14 protein-coding genes are annotated in these 18,791 nt (G+C 60.0%); 5 read left to right on the top strand and 9 right to left on the bottom strand.

Annotated elements, in window-relative coordinates; genetic code table 11:
- Positions 1-5: 5 nt before the first annotated feature.
- Genes MTX23_RS26040 through MTX23_RS26030 form a run of 3 tightly spaced genes read right to left on the bottom strand, consistent with a single transcriptional unit; the run spans position 6 to position 3,628 of the window.
- The gene (locus tag MTX23_RS26040; RefSeq protein WP_280973068.1) at positions 6-1,613 is read right to left on the bottom strand and encodes a carboxyl transferase domain-containing protein; all 1,608 of its coding nucleotides are present in this window, start codon (positions 1,611-1,613) and stop codon (positions 6-8) included.
- Between the two features lies 1 nt (position 1,614).
- Entirely contained in the window at positions 1,615-2,118 is a 504-nt protein-coding gene (locus MTX23_RS26035) for a biotin/lipoyl-containing protein (protein ID WP_280973067.1), read from the bottom strand.
- A 1-nt stretch (position 2,119) separates the two neighbouring features.
- On the bottom strand, positions 2,120-3,628 hold the full coding sequence (locus tag MTX23_RS26030; protein WP_280973066.1) for a biotin carboxylase N-terminal domain-containing protein: 1,509 nt from the start codon (positions 3,626-3,628) through the stop codon (positions 2,120-2,122).
- Positions 3,629-4,145: 517 nt separating this feature from the next.
- On the opposite strand from MTX23_RS26030, the gene MTX23_RS26025 reads away from it, so the two are divergent.
- Complete coding sequence (locus tag MTX23_RS26025; protein WP_280973065.1) at positions 4,146-4,283, top strand: hypothetical protein; 138 nt, start codon at positions 4,146-4,148, stop codon at positions 4,281-4,283.
- Positions 4,284-5,670: 1,387 nt separating this feature from the next.
- Here the strand turns inward: MTX23_RS26025 and MTX23_RS26020 are convergent.
- Both MTX23_RS26020 and MTX23_RS26015 read right to left on the bottom strand, forming a co-directional pair.
- Positions 5,671-5,850 carry a hypothetical protein gene (locus tag MTX23_RS26020; protein WP_280973064.1) on the bottom strand — a complete coding sequence of 60 codons (180 nt, stop codon included), beginning with the start codon at positions 5,848-5,850 and terminating at the stop codon, positions 5,671-5,673.
- Positions 5,851-6,000: 150 nt separating this feature from the next.
- Complete coding sequence (locus MTX23_RS26015) at positions 6,001-6,153, bottom strand: hypothetical protein (protein WP_280973063.1); 153 nt, start codon at positions 6,151-6,153, stop codon at positions 6,001-6,003.
- A 2,128-nt stretch (positions 6,154-8,281) separates the two neighbouring features.
- Here MTX23_RS26015 and MTX23_RS26010 point away from each other — a divergent pair.
- Positions 8,282-9,607, top strand: a complete 1,326-nt coding sequence (locus MTX23_RS26010) for a DUF3422 domain-containing protein (protein ID WP_280978194.1) — start codon at positions 8,282-8,284, stop codon at positions 9,605-9,607.
- Positions 9,608-9,827: 220 nt separating this feature from the next.
- On the opposite strand, the gene MTX23_RS26005 is transcribed toward MTX23_RS26010, so the two are convergent.
- The 3 genes from MTX23_RS26005 to MTX23_RS25995 form a co-directional block, all read right to left on the bottom strand.
- The gene (locus MTX23_RS26005; protein ID WP_280973062.1) at positions 9,828-11,096 is read right to left on the bottom strand and encodes a serine hydrolase domain-containing protein; all 1,269 of its coding nucleotides are present in this window, start codon (positions 11,094-11,096) and stop codon (positions 9,828-9,830) included.
- A 501-nt stretch (positions 11,097-11,597) separates the two neighbouring features.
- On the bottom strand, positions 11,598-12,284 hold the full coding sequence (modB, locus tag MTX23_RS26000; RefSeq protein WP_280973061.1) for a molybdate ABC transporter permease subunit: 687 nt from the start codon (positions 12,282-12,284) through the stop codon (positions 11,598-11,600).
- A gap of 5 nt (positions 12,285-12,289) precedes the next feature.
- The gene (locus MTX23_RS25995) at positions 12,290-12,877 is read right to left on the bottom strand and encodes a hypothetical protein (protein WP_280973060.1); all 588 of its coding nucleotides are present in this window, start codon (positions 12,875-12,877) and stop codon (positions 12,290-12,292) included.
- Between the two features lie 1,475 nt (positions 12,878-14,352).
- On the opposite strand from MTX23_RS25995, the gene MTX23_RS25990 reads away from it, so the two are divergent.
- The 3 genes from MTX23_RS25990 to MTX23_RS25980 all read left to right on the top strand — a co-directional run bounded on the left by MTX23_RS25990 (position 14,353) and on the right by MTX23_RS25980 (position 16,086).
- Complete coding sequence (locus tag MTX23_RS25990; RefSeq protein ID WP_280973059.1) at positions 14,353-14,535, top strand: hypothetical protein; 183 nt, start codon at positions 14,353-14,355, stop codon at positions 14,533-14,535.
- Complete coding sequence (locus MTX23_RS25985) at positions 14,517-14,936, top strand: hypothetical protein (protein WP_280973058.1); 420 nt, start codon at positions 14,517-14,519, stop codon at positions 14,934-14,936. Before MTX23_RS25990 ends, MTX23_RS25985 begins: the two co-directional genes overlap by 19 nt.
- A 472-nt stretch (positions 14,937-15,408) precedes the next feature.
- Positions 15,409-16,086, top strand: a complete 678-nt coding sequence (locus tag MTX23_RS25980) for an energy-coupling factor ABC transporter permease (RefSeq protein ID WP_280973057.1) — start codon at positions 15,409-15,411, stop codon at positions 16,084-16,086.
- 761 nt (positions 16,087-16,847) lie between these two features.
- Here MTX23_RS25980 and MTX23_RS25975 read toward each other — a convergent pair.
- A complete protein-coding gene (locus MTX23_RS25975) occupies positions 16,848-17,765 on the bottom strand; it encodes a hypothetical protein (RefSeq protein ID WP_280973056.1) in 918 nt (305 codons plus the stop codon).
- Positions 17,766-18,791 lie beyond the last annotated feature (1,026 nt).

Raw genomic sequence — 18,791 nt, 5'->3', positions numbered from 1 at the left:
CGCCGCTACATTCGGAATACGCCGTAATGCGGTGCTTCAATTGGAGCACTTAACGAAGCACTCAGGGCAACCGCGAGCGCGCTTCTGGTATCGATCGGATCAAGAATGCCGTCGTCCCAGATTTCAGAGGTTGCATAGTAGGCGCTGGAACGCTCCCGATACTCTTCGAGAATCGGTTCGCGAATGGTTTCCAGCTCCTGCTCCGACAGACGACCGCCCTCGCGGGCCAATTGCCTTGCCTTGACATGAGTGAGCACGCCGGCCGCTTGCTCGGCGCCCATCGCAGAGATCTGAGCTTGCGGCCAAGTGAACACAAAACGGGGATCGAAAGCGCGTCCCGCCATCGCGTAAGTACCTGCGCCGTGTGAGCCATTGCAAATGACGGTCAATTTTGGCACCGACGCGCCGGACATCGCCATGATGAGCTTGGCGCCATCCTTGGTAATACCGCGCCGTTCGTACTCGCGGCCGACCATGAAGCCCGTGACATTCTGCAGAAAAAGCAGTGGCGTGCGGTTGCGGTCGCACAGCTGGATGAAATGAGCACCCTTCAATGCGCTTTCGTTGAACAAAACGCCGTTGTTTGCGATTACGCCAATTTGATAGCCATGAAGCCGCGCGAAGCCGCACACCAGCGATGTACCAAAGCGCGGCTGGTATTCGTGGAATCTGCTGCCATCAACCAGTCGAGCGACAATCTCCCGCATGTCGAACTGGACACGGGGATCCTTGGGAATGATGCCATACAGTTCGCACGGATCGTAGAGGGGCGGCTCCGGGGCAGTTCGATCAATCGACGCCTTGGCGGGACGCTTAAGGTGAGCCACGATGTCGCGGGCAATTGCGATCGCATGCATCTCGGAGCTTGCGAGGTAGTCGCTCGTGCCCGACACGCCGGTATGCATGTGGGCTCCGCCAAGCTCCTCAACCGATACATTTTCGCCGGTGGCGGCCTTCACGACCGGTGGGCCGCCAAGAAAAATCGCTCCCGTTCCCTCAACGATAATGTTGTAGTCGCTGAGTGCGGGGACATAGGCGCCTCCCGCCGTGCAGTGGCCCATCGCAATGGCGACTTGCGGTACTCCCATCTTGGACAGGATCGATTGATTGCGCAGAATTCGACCAGCGTGGTAGCGATCTGCAAAAAACTCGGCCTGCAACGGCAGGAATCCGCCGGCGCAGTCGCATAGATGGACCACCGGCAAGCGATTTTCGATGGCTATGTCCAACGCTCGCACGATCTTCTTGACGGAGAGCGGATACCATGCCCCGCCCTTGACGCTGGCATCATCGGCGTGAACAATCACCTCGCGACCTGCTACGATGCCGATGCCGACCACCTGGGCTGCACCGGGTACCTCGCCCTCGTAAGCCTTGTTGGCGGCTAACGTCGAAAATTCAAGGAACGGCGTGTGTGGATCGAGCAACGCTTCGACCCGATCTCGAACAAAGAGCTTATTCTGGCGACGCAAGCGCTCGAGCTCTCGCTCCGGCCTCTGGAAGCGGGCAGCACGCTGCCGCTCCTTCAATTCGTCCGCAAGGCGTCTGTTGTGGAGCTCGTTGTTGCGGAATTCGTGCGAGTTGACCTTCAGAACAGAAGTGATCCGCTGCATGTCAGCGTCCTTCCTTGGTCAGCGTGACCAGCACTGCGTCCCGCTCGAAGCTGTCCCCTTCCTCGAAGTGAATTCGATCGACGACACCGTCCTGCGGGCAGCGTATGATGGTTTCCAACTTCATGCTCTCGATCATCATCAGCGCCATGCCCGCGGAGACCGATTGGCCCGGTGATACCGTGGTCGTTACAACCACGCCCGGCATCGGCGCGCGGGCCACAAGGGAATTGTCCTGTCCAGCTACGGAAGCGAGCGTTCGCAGTGGGTCGCGGTAGCGCAAGGTACGCGTCCTGCCGCGAATGAGAACGTGAATGACATCACCGTCGACGACGAAGCGGACTGGCTCGGCTTCGCCGGCAATGGTCAGCAGACCGCAACTGTCGTTGTGATAGACGAACTTGACCGGAGCAATCACCTGGTCAGTTAGGTGAAGACGGTACCCTTGCCGGCAGGGTGAAAGCCACAGCTTGTGGTCGACGCCATCAACCTCGAAAGTGTGATACACGTCAATTTCTCCAACTGCCGATTGCTGCGTGAAGATCAGGGATAGCATCGGCCGAATCACGGACGGTTCGCGTCAAAAGGGCTGCCGATGCCAGGAAGGCGGACAAGCCGTCAGAAGTATTGCCCACTGCGATGTGCGGGTTCTGTTCAAGGTATCCGGTATGGAATTGTCCGCCGAGAAATGCTTCGTCGGCGAGAATGCGGGCGAGAAAGCCGGCATTCGTCTCGCAGCCGAGAAGCACCAGTTCCTGAACCGCCCGATGGGCCTTTGTCACGGCATCCATGCGCGTCGGAGCATGAGATATAATCTTGGCGAGCATCGGATCGAATGCCGTCGTGATGTGCTGACCTTGCAGGATACCGCTGTCGATGCGCACGCCGTGCGGGTACTCCAGAAGCAGTACCTTGCCGGTCGTCGGAACGTATCCGCGCTCGGGAGCTTCTGCATACAGCCTGACTTCGATCGCGTGTCCGTCCGAGACTATGGCCGATTGCGAGAAGTCGAGTTCTCGGCCCGCGGCCGCATAGATCTGTTGGGCAACAAGATCTATGCCGGTGGCCATCTCCGTCACAGGGTGCTCAACTTGCAGGCGGGTGTTCATCTCCAGAAAATAAAACTCACCTCGGCCGAAAATGAACTCGACGGTCCCTGCGTTCTGGTAGTTCGCGGCGCGGGCGATGCCGACCGCGGTTTCGCAGATCCGCTCCCGCAATTCTGGTGACAGCGCTGGAGAGGGCGATTCTTCGATGATTTTTTGGAAGCGACGCTGGACAGAACATTCGCGCTCGAACAAATGCACCACGTTTCCGAAGGCGTCGCCAAGCACCTGAACCTCGATGTGCCGTGGGTCTTCGACATATCGCTCGACGTAGAGCCGGCCATCGCCGAAGTATCGCCGGCCCTCGCTCCGCGACAGGTCAATAGCGTCTTCCAGGGTATCGAGATCGCGCACGATCCGCATGCCCTTGCCGCCACCGCCTGCCGACGGTTTGACCAGCAGGGGCGCGCCGATAGCCCGCGCTTTGGAAACAAACGTCGCCGGATCATCCTCCTCAATCGCAGAGGGGGCGACCGGAAATCCGTTCCGCTGCACGAAGTTGCGGGCCCGGATCTTATCGCCCATGAGTTCTATGGTCTCGGGAGTGGGTCCGATGAACGCCATTCCGGCCTGTATCACCGCCCTGGCGAACTGCGCATTTTCGGAGAGAAAGCCGTAACCCGGATGTAGCGCGCCGGCGTTCGCCTTGCGGGCCGCGGCGATGATCTGCGCGATATCCAGGTAGGCCGCGATCGGCATGCGAGCGCTGACCTCAATCGCTGCGTCGGCCATGGCGATGGCGGGAGTTTGCGCATCGATCTCGTGATAGACGATTGCGGACCGAAGTCCCAGCTTGCGTAATGTCTTGATAATTCGGACGGCGATCTCGCCCCTGTTGGCGATCAGAACCGTATCGAAGGGGAGTGTGTGCATTCGCCGTTCCGAATCAATGCGTGAAATCAGATAGTCCATTGGTTGCGAGAGCGGGTCGTTCGTCCCGAACGCCCGTGCCGGCGAGCAGTCTCCGTCAGGCGTGGCTCTGGAGGAGCTCCCCGAACCGAAGGCGCCCGGAGATACGGGCTGCCCTGTCGCACTTCATCGGGAGTCAGCTTTTCCTTTGGTCGTGTCTCGCGTTGACATCACGTAGCGGCATTGGTGGCTCAGGCTCGCCTGCTTGGCCCTGAGACACGCAGTGATGGCGGCCCGATCCGGTATCTGGCTGCTGCATAGGCGGAAGACGTCCTCCATGCAGGCCTCTTTCTCATCCGCGGTCGGTGCCTGATCTCGCGCACTCACGCATCCGAAACCTAGAAAGGTTGCTGTAAGACCAGCAACAATCCCAATCGCACAGCGATTGGCCTTGGGGCGCGAAGACCCATGCGTTCGTCGTTGTTGATTCACGATATCCTCTTTGGATGGTGGTGTCTGCGGTAGCGGTTTCCTACGCGAGGCGCACTGTGACCTGACTACCGATAACAGGCCGAAGTCATTGAAGGTCTCGACCGTCGCGATCTTTCTGCGGGCTTACCGCGGTGGTGGCTCGGTTGTTGGTCGCTGCTCGGCCACGGCCGCGATTGAAGCGGAATCAGATCCGCTGGAGTTGCAGCAAGGCTCGCTGCGCAATTGATAGGGCGACCTTCCGATGTGTGCTCTTGGTTGTACCATGGCTTTGATGTGTAGCTTTTGTCGTCACACGCCGGTCGCTACCGGAAATCGTCGGCGATCCGATGAGATCATCGACCGGAACGCAAAGTGAGACTTGCGGTCCCGATGGGAGACGGTCGCGACGGCGGAGAAGCGAAGGCGATTAGCGCTGGTTGCCCGCGAGGCGCCACAGGGATGGCTCGCGATTAAGCGGAGCGCCCTGAAGCAGGAGTGAACGCTCGATCGAGGGCCAATGCAGTCGGCAGTTCATGATTGACGTCGTCCAACGTCGCTCAGCATGCTTGAGAATGGTGATTGAGCTTTCAGGTGTGAGACATTCGCAATTCTCATTGGCTGTCATGAATCGTCTGGATTGTCCGGGGTGGCTCCCAATTGTCCTTGATCGTACAATCTGACGCTACGTGCGATTCAAGCCCATTCGCGATGGTCGTGCGAATATATTCGCACTTACATATGTTCGAGATGAACCTCGCACAAAGCGAGGGCGGAAGGTCACAAGCGGAATTGCGCGGCTCGCTCTCGCTCGACTGGATGGCTGAGCGATGGTGCGCGATACGCACGATAGTGCTGGCATGGCGGCTCGGCGTAAGCGATAGAGGATCTCGTGGCTTGTAGGCGTGCGATCCGGCTCATTTGCGCATGGCCGCTCACAGGTCTGTTGCTGATCGCCGGACGTGAACAACGATCCGAACGAATGCGCGTCGAATCAGCCACTCTCGTTTTGCGAGCAACCGCGCACCGCCTTGCTGGTGAGCACACGGATCGACCGTCACAACGCTGCAAGAGCGTGCAAAGCTCGGACGTCATTTCGACAATTCGTGTTGCGAGGGAAGGCGCTTACGTAATCGTACGGAGCCCACATGTCGCATTACTTTGATCCGAAGACTGCATCTTGGTCGACATGAATCCGAAGAGTAAACTCTACGATCCCGACCATTGGCGAGGCCGTGCGCGAGCAACGCGAACCAAGGCCGAATCGTTGGCGAATGGCAGGCCCCGAGACAAACTCCTCAGGGTTGCCGAAGAATACGAGAAGCTGGCCCGGCGTGCCCAAGAATGGCAAGCGCGCAGAAACGACGACGAGCCAGATCCTGGTCAGGAGTTCTGATGCTTCGCTGCGTCTGGGCTAAGTGAGAGTTGGGCGGCCCGACGCTCGGTCGGAGCCCTTTGGGAAGGCCAGCCGGCCTTGTTCGATATCGGGTTTACGCACATGCGAGCGTGGCTGGTCGAATTCGCAAGGCCGAGAAGGGGAGCGATCTCGATCTATTCCAGTGACAAGCGAGGGGTTGAGCCCGAACCAAGTGCTTGGACGCTTCCTTGCAAACGAGAAGGTCGCCTTGATGGTGCGGTCAAGCGATCTGCGAATGGTTCGGCACGGCATTTGCAAAAGCAAATATGGGCATCGCGATGGCCGTGCGCCGGGAAGCGCCACGATGGTCCACTGCCTCGCCGATGCCCTGAGCGGCTCGACGCACATTGATCTCCTGCAATGTGCGCCGGGTCGGCTCATCTTGCCCGAGCCAGCTCATCACGCGCTCCCAAGCATCCCATCTGGGGGCGCATGTTCCCGACAGGTCGTGAGGCGCGTGTTCGGTCGACAGCCCGACGCGCGTCGATCCGTGGCTCCGACGACAGGCTTGCATGTGCACTGGCTTACGACGTTCGGTGGCTTGTTCCGGTCAAAAGAACACGGCGAAAGCCCAGGCGATGGCCCAGCAGATCAAAATCCAGAGCAGCGCGTTGAGGAGGAGCGCCGCAAGCGGCCAGAAGTTCCAGACGGTCCGCGCTTGTGAAGCGCTGAGGTCCGATGCGCGGTTGTCGTGTTTGATCACGGAATGTCTTGATACGCGCCAGTGTGTCATCCGTACGCTTTCTTACCCTGCCGTCGTCACGAGCCATGGCTTGGCTTATGGTCGAATAAGGTCACTCAAGGCCATAGCTCGTCCGATGCCTGGGATCAGGGTCGTGAGGACGAAGTCATGCGGTGGGCCTTGGTTCCCGCATCTTCATCTGAGCAATCGCCATGCCACGAGTGAAACGTGCCGAGCGTCGCTATAAATGAGAAACGAGCGTGTTCGCCGCGGGGCGGCGGAATGATTTAGCTGCGCAATCGTCGCATTCGCTACGACGACGTCTTAAACACAACGCGATGCGTGAGAACTGGGTGACTCCTCCCGAACAGTCCGCGGCTCTTTCGCTTGAAATGCGCATGCGCATCATGGTCTCCAGCGATGATCTCCTTTTCATAGCGTTTGCTGCGCGACGGACAGTTCGATTGTCGGATCGTCCAGCCGAGGGCTCTCCGTACGCATGGAAGTAATGTTGTTCCGCGAGGGACATCATTCAGAAGCTCAGCGGCAGCACCGGCGTCGGGTGGTTCTGGGTCGGTGAACGAACAACCCACGCGCCACGGCAAGGGAGGCGAATGAGGATCGCGGTCTGGCGCTGCGTTCCGGCCAGATCTGAACGGAGCGCATCACGCGGGACGATATCGGTTGGGACGACTTGACTTCCAACGATCCCGCGATGGACGCGATAGGAAGGAGATCGAGGTCCGCACGATAGTGAGGGTCAGCGCGAAAGCGGATACCGTTGGCGTGAGCGCAGGTGGAATGCCCAAGCGCGTCGTAGACCCGCGAAGCGGCCGGCCTGACGTTGTCGGAGGCTATGACGGCTCGCGATGCGCCCTGCGTTCAGGCTTTGGATTGGTTCCATGTCGTCAGAATGCCAGCATCTTGTCGCAACCTTCCCGGATTGGCGTCCCTGCTTGCGCGTGAGGTTTGCGAATGCGCCCCGGCACGGCGGAATTGGACAGGCGTGGCTCATCAGTGAGCCAGAGCACGCCAGCCGCGGCCGAAGTTGAAATGGTCCGGATGTACCTGCGCTACCGGACGTCGTTGCGGCCGGCTCAAGATGCTCGCAGCAGGAGATGCTCGGCCCGCAGTGGGCGATCGCTGGGAAGCCAAGCCCATGCCAAAAGTGACCCAGGCGATCACACACGCGCCAGCGTCTTGCGATCAGCTGACCAGTCCAGGTTTGGACAGCCCGTTGGTCAATCGCAGGCCTTAGCTACGCGGCTCGTCTGCATGCGAAGCAATTTGGCTGACGGATCGGTCAACGTACCGACCACGGCTGAGGGTGAGCATACGCGTCAGCCTGCCGGACATGCGCGTGTCGCGTTGCGAGTATCTTCGTCCAGAATGCAAGCCGGCTTTCAAGCCTGAAATCGATTCCAACTGTATTCAGAACCCCCTTGCACGAAATATGGGAGCGGTCTGCTGCTCCGGTGCTGGCCCGAATCCTGCACCACCGTCTGCGCGTCAGAGAAGACGGCTGCGGCAATGGAACGGGAGTCGCGTTTGAGCCTCGATCTGCCAATGGACGATGCAGTTGCCGGTCAAATGCCGACTTCGCAGGCCGCCCATGCGCATGCTGGAGTGAACACCGAAGAGCCTTGCGCTCGTCAAAGCATCCCGCAGCGCTGGCCTCACTGCCGGAAAGCCACTTTCGAAACTCCGTTGGCACATCGTGATCGGCATATCGCGTCGCTTCGACGGCGCGCGATGTCGGTCGAATGGCGGAGCCAATCATCGACCAGCACCAGTGGCCGCCGAAATCATGGAGCGACCGGCGGCCGCCGCGTTACGGGCACTGATCGACAACGTCTGGATTTGGCTCCAGACGCGGGGCGGTATCCAGCTGACGTCCTGGACGGCCTTAGCCCAAGGCTGACAGACGCCGTTCCGTCCCTGCTTGCCGACGCTGATTCTGCTCCGGCAAAAAAGCTTTCAGGTACTGAAGGCGACTTCGGAATCGGTCGTCGACAAGGCTGCAGCCCACGGTTCGGGTGCCCGCCTATGGCCGGCTCACGCCAAGGCCACTCACGCCAAGGCCACTCATGCCAAGGCCGCTCATGCCAAGGCTGACGGTTGTTGCTCTTCTGAGGCGGGTCGTCACAACATGCTCGATGAACTGGATTTGCGAATCTTCACGCTGCATCCGCAACGCGACGCCGCCCTCGGTGAAGTGCATGCCCGGCCTTTCATGCGCCTCGTTTCACCATTCACCGTGGTCCACTTTGCTCTTCTAGCGCAGGGCGAGGTGGCCGCTAGCGATCGTCGCCGCTTCCTTGAATTCTGCCGGCAGAATAACCTTCCCGTGCCCGAGCTATCGGCGAAACATCATGAGATAGGGATCGGACCTATTGTGCTGCGTTGGGAGCAGCATTCGGAATTTGCGACATTCACCTTGATCTGGAGTACCGCGACCAGTCCGACCGCTCACCAATTCGACCCAGCCGGAGGTACGGTCCAGTCGCTGATGCGCGCGCTGCGGCAGGATGGACAGCTGCTGGTCGCGATCAAGTTGGAGGCGGAGCGCGAGGCGTTTCCGACTAAACGTGCGGAACAGATGTTTGACAAGAATAGCCTGGCTATGGTCCGTATAAGGGGCGGTGCAGCCGTGGTGGCCTCGGACTTTCGTGTCGACGACAAAGGCTTCACCAAAATCCGCATTTGCGATCTCGGACTGACGCCGCACGACCTCGGCGCGCTGGTGCAACGGCTCGTGGAAATCGAGACCTATCGTCCGCTGGCACTGCTTGGCCTGTCGGCCGCCCTTGAGCTGTCGCCGACAGTCGATCGCATCGATAAACGTCTTGTTGAAGTGCTCGAAGAAATGCAAGGCGCGGAGGGATTGAAGCTCAACAGCCATCTGCTTGCGGAATTGACGGCTCTGGCCTCATCTTTCGAGCGAAGCGCAACCGGCAGCCTGTTTCGATTCGGCGCCAGCAGGGCCTATAACGAGCTGGTCCAATCGCGTCTGTCCATCATCGAAGGCAACGAGGTTACGGGTTATCCGACCTGGTCGTCGTTTCTGGCGCGCCGCATGGCGCCTGCGATGCGAACCTGCGCAACGGTGGAGGATCGTCAGGCGACATTGTCGATCAAGCTGGCCCGTGCTGCCGATTTGTTGCGCACCCGTGTCGATGTTGAAATCGAACGACAAAATCGTGACCTGTTGCGCGCCATCAATGATCGCACCAAGCAACAATTGCGGTTGCAATGCACGGTAGAGGGATTATCGGTTGCGGCGATCGGATACTATGTCGTCAGCCTGTTTAGCTACCTTGCCAAGGGCGCGCACGATGTCGGACTTCGTGTCGAGCCGTCGTACTTGACCGCGGTCTTCGTGCCGATCGCCGTCGGCGTGATCTGGCTGGTGAGTTACAATATCCGAAAGCGTCACCTCAAGCATGAGGACGTGCCTTCCGGCGCCGGCGACTAAACGTCCTTGTGTCGGATGTAGCAATTGAAAGCAGGCGGCGAACAGCGATCATTTCCGTTGTCGGAGCCCTGGCGCCTGGAGTTGCGCGACAGCCGCAGGCCTCAACCCATGCCTCGTTGCTGATCGGCGAGTTCTGTTGCGCTCTCAGGTCAGCGGCCATCAGGCGTCACGTGGCCAGAATCGCTGTTCACTTTGTTCGGCGAGCCCAACCGCAGTCGGACTATCGGACGATTGCGGAATAAACGATGTCCTGGACCTGCTCACGGTAATACGTCCGGATTTCTCCGGGAGCTGCCGTTCCCACGACGACGACGAGACGTTCCTTGGGATCACAGAAGAATTGCGTACCGTACGCGCCTGCCCAGGTGAACTCGCCTGGATTACCTGGCACTGCCGACAGACCCTCATTCGTCCGGACCGCCACTCCGAGCCCGAACCCGAAGCCAGCACGATGTGGCTCCACATGAGCGACGTTATTCTTGATCTCCGGCCCAAGATGATTGGAGATCATGTGATGCACCGTCCTGGGACCGAGAGTGCGCCGTCCCTCGAGTTCCCCGCCGTTTAGCAGCATTTGTGCAAAGCGCACGTAGTCACCGACCGTCGAAAATGCGCAGGCTCCCCCGCAATCGAACTTCGTTGGCGTGTCGAGCAGCTCAATCGCCTGTGGCTTGCCGGTCAGCGGATCGTGCGGAAATGGACGCGCGAGACGTTCACGTTGCCGCGCGGAAGGGTGAAACGTGGCATCGTGCATCCCGATCGGATCCCACAGGGCCTTCGTAAGGTACTCCCCCAATCGCTGTTCAGTGACCAGCTCGACGACGGCGCCCAGCACATCGATCGAGCAGCCGTATTCGAATTCCGTCCCCGGTTGGTGCGCCAGTGGAAGCCTGGTAATGCTGTCGATGAAAGCCTCTTTATCGCCTCTGATCGCTGGAGTTGCAAAATCCGGATAGAGGCGCGCGACCTGGTTCGAGCTGTCCGGCCGCCCACCATAGGCGAGGCCTGACGTGTGGCGATAGAGATCATGAATGCGGATCGGCGAGGCCTGCGATTTGAACTCCAGCGATTCGTCAAACCGCGGAACGCCCACTTTCATGTTAGCGAATGTCGGATAGTAGTCCGTAAGCTTGGCCTGCAGGGGCAGGCGGCCTTGTTCCATGAGCGTAAGCCCGGCAACCGCCACCATCGGCTTGGTCATGGAGGCAAGTGCGAACACTGCATTGAGCGGCATGGGCGTGCCTTTTGCCGGATCGAGCTGCCCGTACGCCTTGTAGTGAACCAGCTTGCCGTCTCTGGCGATGGCGACCACCGCCCCTGGCACGCGCTGGTCCGCGATCTCGCGCGCGAAGAACTCATCCAGCCTGGTGAGCCGCTGCTGCGAAACTCCGACGTCATCGGCCTTGACCTCAGGTAGAGGCGCGGCCTGCCCCGAATTGAGGCCGATTACCGCTGCCGCCGCGCCGATGATAAGCTCCTTCATGGACATCTCCCTCACAGGATGGATGGATCTTTCGTCGTGCAACCTGTCCCTCGTGTTTGCATGATCCGATCACATTGTTGATAGCCCGGTTGTTCGCCTTAAAAACGTGCGGCCATCCGGCCCTGCGCAGAGCGCGGCCTTTACACGACGAGCCGCGTCGCATCCGCGGCGCCGTCCCTACCTGCCTTGATCCGACCGCAGGCCGGCATCTTGAGCGATGTCTGCCTTGACCATCTTTGCGCAAATGGTCCGAACATCGAACAAGCGGTCGTGGATTGATGGATGCGCGAAAGACCCCGTCTGTCGATGTTTGGCCTCGCCATCGATTGCGGAGATCGGCGCCGAAACGCTCCAGCTTCGAGGATGAATCCGGACCTTGGTGGGTCGCGGCCGAGCCGGTCTGAAGATCGCAGCCTGGCCGCCGGCTGCCACATTGAGCCCCATCAAGCCGAGATGCTGCTGCCTCGGCTGCTAGGGGCGATCCGATCCGGCGTGGGGCACCTGTCCTCAACTGCCCCTCTTTCCACAGTATTTGTCGATCACGCCTAGGCTGAGGAGCACTGCAAAGGCGAACAGCACCATGCCGCCGGCGACCCAGCTTGCTTCCTGCCAACGCGACGCTTGAACATATTCCAAAACATAGGCCGACACCACTTTGGTGCGCCCAGGAATGTTGCCGCCGATCATCATCACGACGCCAAACGTCCCGATCGTATGAGCAAAGCCTAGCACAGCTGCCTTGAGACATTCCGGCCGAGCCAACGGCAGGGCGACTGCGAAGAACGAATACATCGCAGAGGCGCGGCGAGCCGCCGCATCTTCCAGCGGGCGGTCACCCATTGCGACGAAGGCGTTTCGGATTGGCTGCACCACAAGCGGTAGCGCGGAGAAAACCGAGCCGACCACGACACCAACAAAGGTGAAGGCGAGCGTGTGCTCGCCCCACAGAGAGGCCAGAAAGCCCCCTGGACCGTTCGGACCGAGCAGGATAAGCACGCAGAATCCGAGGACGGTCGGTGGCAGAACCAGCGGAAGCGCAACAATCGTCGCGATCGCGCTGGCCAAAGCGCCTTTCGAGCGCGCCAACCACCACGCGAGCGGCGTGCCGAAAATCAAGAGAATTGCGGTCGTTATGCCCGCAAGCTCGATTGTCAGCGCGACCGACTGCCAGATCTCGGTCGAAAAGGCATCCATCCACGCTACCCCAAGGTTGACGGCAGCAAGCCGGGTCGCGCTACGACCGCCTCAACATCAAGCTCGCTGGCAAAAACGGCAAGGATGCCCATCGCCGTCGTAGCAGCGTCACTGAGCAAGGACGCGGCACCCATCCAGCTCGGATCACTAAACTGCTCTGCTTCCGTCCGGTGCGTGCTTTCGCTGCTTGGTCGTAACGGAGCGGCGGGGCCAACATCGGCGCCTGCGATCTCCACACGTCGATGAAGCTCAGTGGTGGCTGCCAGCGCAAAGAGCGTCTGCCGCTCCGCATCAGGTGTTGCGAACGCATTCATCGTCTGCATCTTGCCTGCGCCGTCATATCTCATGGCGCGGTCGCGGATACTCAATGTTGTGACAGCTGTCATGACCACTGTCCTGGCACCATCCATGACGTCGGAAATCGAACGCGACGGGCAGAGGTCGCCAAGCGTAGGCATGAAATGGACCTTCGCAGCCGTATGGGTGTTCTCGATGAGCTGGATCGGGCGGACGTCGCCAGGCGAGAGCGACACCTGAAATGCCACGGCGTTGGTGAATTCTCTGTAAGACCTCTCGCTGGAGCGCACGTTCAAGGCGATCCTTGGGCCGGTTTGCCTGCTTCGACGACCCTGCGGGCGCGTTGGCCAACACAGGAAGGTTCGGGACGACCGGTATATTGATGTCCGACGCGTCCGCGCTTCCAAGCAGGAGAGGAATCAGAACCGAATTGACAAGCATCAGTTGGGCGAGCCTCATCGAAATCTCCTGAGACAGCGTCGCCTCTAGCGCTGGGCCGCGGCGACTCATTGCTCCCCATCCAGCAATCGCCGTGCCGCTCGCGAAGCACGGCGCGTTCCGTGCCCAACGAGCACGAAACGGGGATAGATGCCCGCGCTACTCTGGAATGGACAGAACCCCGTTGTCAGGTTTCCGGCCTGCTTTGTCCTCAAACAGACGCCGATGGTAGGACGACCCCAAGTGATGCCGCTCAAGTTCGAGCATCAAGCGCAGGATCTGGACGTCGCCCCCGTGGCGGCCGCCGCGTTGCGGCTTCGGCGTGCCAGACAACCCCGGGCTCGCGGCCGATCAAGGTCGCTTGACGATCTGGCCCTCGGCGCGCCGTCAGTTTGGAGACAGTGCCAGCGAACCATCGTCGCCCTTGGCTTGCTCGCTCGGCTTGAAACTGACGTGGCGATGGCAGTCCGTCAGATACTGGAAAGCATGTGGTCTTATTCTGCAAAGCGCATCTGACAGGCTGATGCAGATCTATGGCGGGAGCTCGCCGCCGGCATGGGACATTAAAGAGGGGCGGCATCGGCGCACGTGACCGTCCACCCCGCGAATGCAGACGCTTTATCAGGCTTTCGAGCCGAACTTCGCTCATGCGGCCACATAGATGACGCATTGGCCTGTTTCAGGCTCGCCGAGGAGCGAGGGCCTAAGAATGATCGAGTACTACGGCGACAAGCGCGCATCTGACCGAGGCGGCAACGCTTGTGGAAGCCACAACCATGTGAGGGCGCCACACGGCTCGCTGGCCATGACGGAAAGTCCTGACGAAACATGCTCGATAGCATTGTATTGCGCACGCCAGTCGACGCATCGGTGATGAAGGAGACCATTTGTCAGCGGCGCAAGTCCTGTGCTGCTCATTTATTCCGCCCGCCGCCGCGACAATGCGCTATCTGCGTTCGATCAGGCCGCTCGCAATGATCGCCTCGTAGCGGAGGCTGGTCGAGACGATCACCGGTCAAGCTGTCACGGGTTCGTAGGCCTGCCCTTCGGGCGCTGTTCCGTCACGTTCAGCCGGTCCGGGTCAGTCGCGCGTCTTGCGGCCCGGATTGCGGTCGGCTCGCAAGACGGATCGTACGTGGGCAAGAGCGAGGAAAACCAAATCTGGGGCTGGCAAAGTCTTCCGGATCCCTGTCGCGCCGGGTTCTGTGAGAGCCGCTTTGCCATTAGGCGGTGATGAATCGGGAAAGCGCCATTCCGGCGCGCCGGCAAGACCGCTTGATCGAATTCTTCGAAGAGGGTCCTGAGCTTTCAAAAATGGGTAGTGGAGGGATGAATGATGACCGGCATCTGCGCCTTGCTTCGCAGATTGTTCGTGCAGCCGCTCACGCAGGCTGACCGGAATGTTGCATTGAAAACTCAGCTCGCGCCGATCAATGGGACGCGGGACAACGTAATCCACGTGGATTTCAAAAGGATCCGCGAAGCGAAGGAGGGGGCATGCGATCACGGATCATAGAAAAGCTGGAGGCTGGCCGTATACGATCCGGCCGATTCGCCAGTGTTCCGGGATCAGGTCCCTGCGGCCTGTTCTTGGTCCAAGGGCCTTGCGGCTGTGAACTCAAGATCAGCGGACTGGTTCGCCCAGGCTGGGAGCATGTCTCCGCGTCGACGGCGCGGCGCTGCCCGAACTGGGAAGAGATGTGCTTTGTCAAGGATCTGTTCTGGGATGAAGAGGAATGCGTGATGCAGCTGCATCCGCCTCATTCGCAATATGTGAATAACAGCCGCTATTGCCTGCATCTGTGGAAGCCGACATATCGGGATATTCCGATGCCACCGCCAAGCTTTGTAGGCATTGTCGGACTTGGACCGTCGGACTCTGCAACGTTGTTTGCGCAGATGACGGCGACATCGTGACTTGATCGATGATGTCGGTAACTGGTCAATGACGTCGAGCTCCCAACGCTTGCCGATAACCGGCCCGTCCGCGCCAAGCTCGCAGCGCTCGCCACTCTTATTTCGAGCGTCGGCGCGGCGATCACGACCTTCGTCGTCCCAGTCAGTTCGCTGGCGGCGAACATCTCGCGATAACGCCATCGCTCACTCCACACTTGACGTCCGTTGCTCGGAAGAGGCAAACACCACATGCATGCCACTCGAACTATAGCACAAGAGGTCGAAGCATGATCGGGAATGAGCGATGAGGCAGTTGCTGCGCCCAGTATTGCACTCGCCCTTACGACCGCAAGGCGAGAGGCTGCAATGCGCCACTGGCCCGAGCAGCAAAGCAATGCCGCCGATCTCTCTTGGCCCGCAAGCCAGGAGAGCGGCTCCGCTCGTTCTTTGGCGCCAGGGCCGTCGGGTGTGACGGCAGGAAGGACATAAGAGGATGCATATCGAACCGGGACTCGTAACGGGCACGAAGCTCGTGCTGGGCTACGCGACGGGCATGGCCGTAGGCGGGGTCGCGCTCAAGCTCGCGGTCGAAACCGTTCGTGAAAAGGGCATCGCGTCGTTTCTGGTGCGGACGGGCGTGGCGACTGCGCTCGTCTTCACGTTTTTTGAGATCTTGCCGCATTATCCGGTCGGGGTGTCCGAAGTGCACTTCATCCTCGGCTCGACACTGTTCTTGTTGTTCGGTGCAGCGCCAGCTGCGCTCGGATTGGCGCTCGGCCTTCTGGTGCAAGGCCTGTGCTTCGTGCCGACCGACCTACCGCAATATGGCATGAACGTAACCACACTTTTGGTCCCGCTGCTCGCGATTCAGGCGCTTGCCCAGCGTATCATTTCCCGCAACACCGCTTATGTCGACCTCCGATACTCGCAAACGCTGGCGCTATCGACCGCATATCAGTCGGGTATCGTGGCGTGGGTGGCCTTCTGGGCCCTGTATGGCGCCGGATTTGGCGCGGCGAACCTTTCCAACATCGTAACTTTCGCCGCATCCTATGCGATCGTCATTGTCATCGAGCCGTTCGCCGACCTTGCGGTGTTGGCGACAGCCAAGGCAGTGCGTGATCTGACCGCCGATGCGCTGGTGACGACCCGCCTCCACAACTCTGGCTAGCGATGATCGGCGGGACGGGATGTGCCGCCATTCAAGGGATGTGGCTCTGTTCCCGATTGTGTATCGGTTGCGGGAATACCGGGAAGCTGACGCTCGCCGCGGCTCGCACGGAATAGCAAACCGTCGACATTTCGTGCAGCTATAGGAGGAATGGGCCGGACTGCGCGTGAGGGCAGCTTCTCTCTTGCTCGTCGTCGATCATCGGGCAGACTGGGCGCCCACCGGCGTGGGAGCTCCTATGGCGGCGAGGAATTTGGTTCGCCACCCCAGGCCTCCGACGCGACGGGTTGCAGCGAAGTCGGCGTCAAATCCAGTCGGCAAGCGGTGACTTCGCTATCCTGCAGTCGCTCAGCCTCGCCTTCAAGCGACTCTCTCTCGGTTATCTGGTGCCGGCGTTCATCCATCACGCTGGATTGACACCCAGCCTGCGCAGTTATGCGTGCCTGCCAGCGCGGCGCAAGCGGCGGCAACTGTGAAGAAGTGGCCCATCGCGGACGGGCGTCTGGCCTGATCGTCCCGCTGGAAGACCGGCCCAAAAAGCCCGGCCGCCAGCTACAGCGACCGGGCGAAGGCAAATACGAATTTCATGAACGCTCCAATCATATGGCAGTCCATTCGGGACGGACATCCCCTGCCAATGCGGGGCCGCACCCGGTGGGCCTGCCGGCTTACAATGAAAATTGGTATCCTCCGGGTTCGATAATTCTCGCGCCAACGTTGCGGAACGGGCCAGAGCACGCCGAACTCAACTTGGACGAATGTCACGCCGAGACATCGTCAATCGTGAGTGATGCGGTGGAATCAGCCGGATCCGTTGTGAGCGCCGCCAGATAGCGAGCGAAGAGTGAGATCGTTCGGGTGTGCGACTCGAGGGCGCTCTTGCCGCTGCGGCCTCCAAGCCAATCGTTAAACAGTCGTTTGCGGCTAGCGCCAAGGTCGGCGTTTTCGACGAGGGTATCGCGTGCTGAATAGACCCTCTCCCGCAAAGCGGATCGGCCGAGGAAGCCGCCATTCCGGCAAAGCATAATATGCGCCTCCTTGGCGGACCGCGGACCACCGTCTCTGTCCGAATGCATCCGCTGAAAAACTCTAGCCTCGATCGCAGCGAACGGACCGATGTTCAAGCGGATAGCCTCCGAGGTGTACCGCCCATTCTTGTTGTAGACATTGGTAGGCAGCTGGCGCCAATTGCGAAGTGATACGCTGGTCTGCAGGAGGTCGAGCCGGAAAAGGCAAACGGTTTCGCGGCTTCCACTACGGCGTGCGGCTCCAGCTGAGACGAGGTCAGTCTCGCCCCAGAACGTCGGAGTGGGGGACAGTCCAGGAATTGGTGCCTCGCCCCGAAGCCTGCGCACCGCGTCCGGGCCGATCTGCCGGACCTGGTCGGCCGCCGTCGCCCGGTGGATATCCAATTCGATCGCGAGGCCCCCAAAGTTATCCTCGTTGTGAGCCAGCATGCCGGAAAGAACGTCGATGTAGTGATAGCCGGAATGACAAAGCATTCCGTAGCCGTACCGGTAGGGATGGTCTTCGCGGCAGAGTATCTCCTCCTCGGTGTTCCATACCCCCGCGTGATGCTCGATACCAATATACGTGACCGGGGTACCGAGCTTGCGAGAAGCGTGGCGCGCATACCGTCCAATCAGTTCGTAGACGGCATTGTAACGGCGAGGCGTCATTACGGCGCAACGCCCGCCTGTGCGCCTGCAGATCTCCTTCAGCTCCGTGATTGCATCAACGATGCGGTTGGCTGCAGGGCGCCCACACGAAGTCATGGGAAGTATGACGGGCTTATCGACCAGACAATCGAGGCCAAGTCCGAGAGCCGCTCGGAGGTAGCCTAGATGAGCCTTTGGTTCCGTTGAGATGATTACTTTCGTGGCTGGAGTTGCTCTGGCTTTGAGAACGTCCTCCCCATCACGGGAGTACCAGATTCCGTATCGGCGCAGATCGGGGACGTATGAGACGCTCGCCGGCTTGCATGCGCGACTCCGAAAGAAGGCATTCACGCCATCTCTGGCGCTCTCAAGCTCAACGACATGAAAGTCCGACGCCAGCCTGCCGGCGACGGCATTCTCGATCAGAGGAATGTACTTCGCCCGGGCGTAGGGACCAAGCCCAACGAGTATGAGATCCCCTTTCATTCTTCTATCGCCCTCTCTTCTTTATCATGGATCGGAACTTCAGGTTCGATGTCAGCAGACAGCCGGCCCCAGCGGTGAGCGTCCAGCGGCTTGCGGCCCCCAATCGTTCAATCAAGAAAGTGCTCGCTGCTTGGCATTGTTCGCAGCCGGCGTCGGCAACAGGCGCTGCCGCCGGCGTCTGCTGGTGGTTGGGGCCGACGAAGGTCCGGCAAGCGGCCGTCGGACGGATTTTGGTGATCGGTTGCTGTTGAGGCCGGACCGCCAGCCGTCAATGGCGCCGGCCACGAAGATGCCGCGTCAACGAGCATCCGTGATCGGAGTGTGAAGCGATGGGATAGACCTGCAGGTTCTCCGGTTTCTTCAGTCACGCCCAGCGGTGCGTCTTCGTTGTCGATAGAAAGACCTGCAGCGACGCCAGTCTGATCTCGAAGGAGCCGAGACACGCGCAATGAAGAAGGTGGGAGAAAGATGCATCAATTCATATCTGGCCAGCGATGGTTGAATGTGGTGTCGAGGCAGATGACTTCACCTCGATCTTCTTGGTCTCGAACAAGAAGCAGG

This window comes from Bradyrhizobium sp. ISRA436 (genome assembly GCF_029910015.1).
Classification (GTDB): Bacteria; Pseudomonadota; Alphaproteobacteria; order Rhizobiales; family Xanthobacteraceae; genus Bradyrhizobium.
This window is presented reverse-complemented; position numbering and strand designations above follow the sequence as displayed.

Excerpts from the sequence above, each read along its gene's own strand:
- MTX23_RS26040 (WP_280973068.1), bottom strand. The coding sequence starts at position 1,613 with ATGCAGCGGATCACTTCTGTTCTGAAGGTCAACTCGCACGAATTCCGC.
- MTX23_RS26030 (WP_280973066.1), bottom strand. The coding sequence starts at position 3,628 with ATGGACTATCTGATTTCACGCATTGATTCGGAACGGCGAATGCACACA.
- MTX23_RS26020 (WP_280973064.1), bottom strand. The coding sequence starts at position 5,850 with ATGAGCTGGCTCGGGCAAGATGAGCCGACCCGGCGCACATTGCAGGAG.
- MTX23_RS26010 (WP_280978194.1), top strand. The coding sequence starts at position 8,282 with ATGCTCGATGAACTGGATTTGCGAATCTTCACGCTGCATCCGCAACGC.
- MTX23_RS26005 (WP_280973062.1), bottom strand. The coding sequence starts at position 11,096 with ATGTCCATGAAGGAGCTTATCATCGGCGCGGCGGCAGCGGTAATCGGC.
- modB (WP_280973061.1), bottom strand. The coding sequence starts at position 12,284 with ATGGATGCCTTTTCGACCGAGATCTGGCAGTCGGTCGCGCTGACAATC.
- MTX23_RS25990 (WP_280973059.1), top strand. The coding sequence starts at position 14,353 with ATGATGACCGGCATCTGCGCCTTGCTTCGCAGATTGTTCGTGCAGCCG.
- MTX23_RS25985 (WP_280973058.1), top strand. The coding sequence starts at position 14,517 with ATGCGATCACGGATCATAGAAAAGCTGGAGGCTGGCCGTATACGATCC.
- MTX23_RS25980 (WP_280973057.1), top strand. The coding sequence starts at position 15,409 with ATGCATATCGAACCGGGACTCGTAACGGGCACGAAGCTCGTGCTGGGC.
- MTX23_RS25975 (WP_280973056.1), bottom strand. The coding sequence starts at position 17,765 with ATGACGCCTCGCCGTTACAATGCCGTCTACGAACTGATTGGACGGTAT.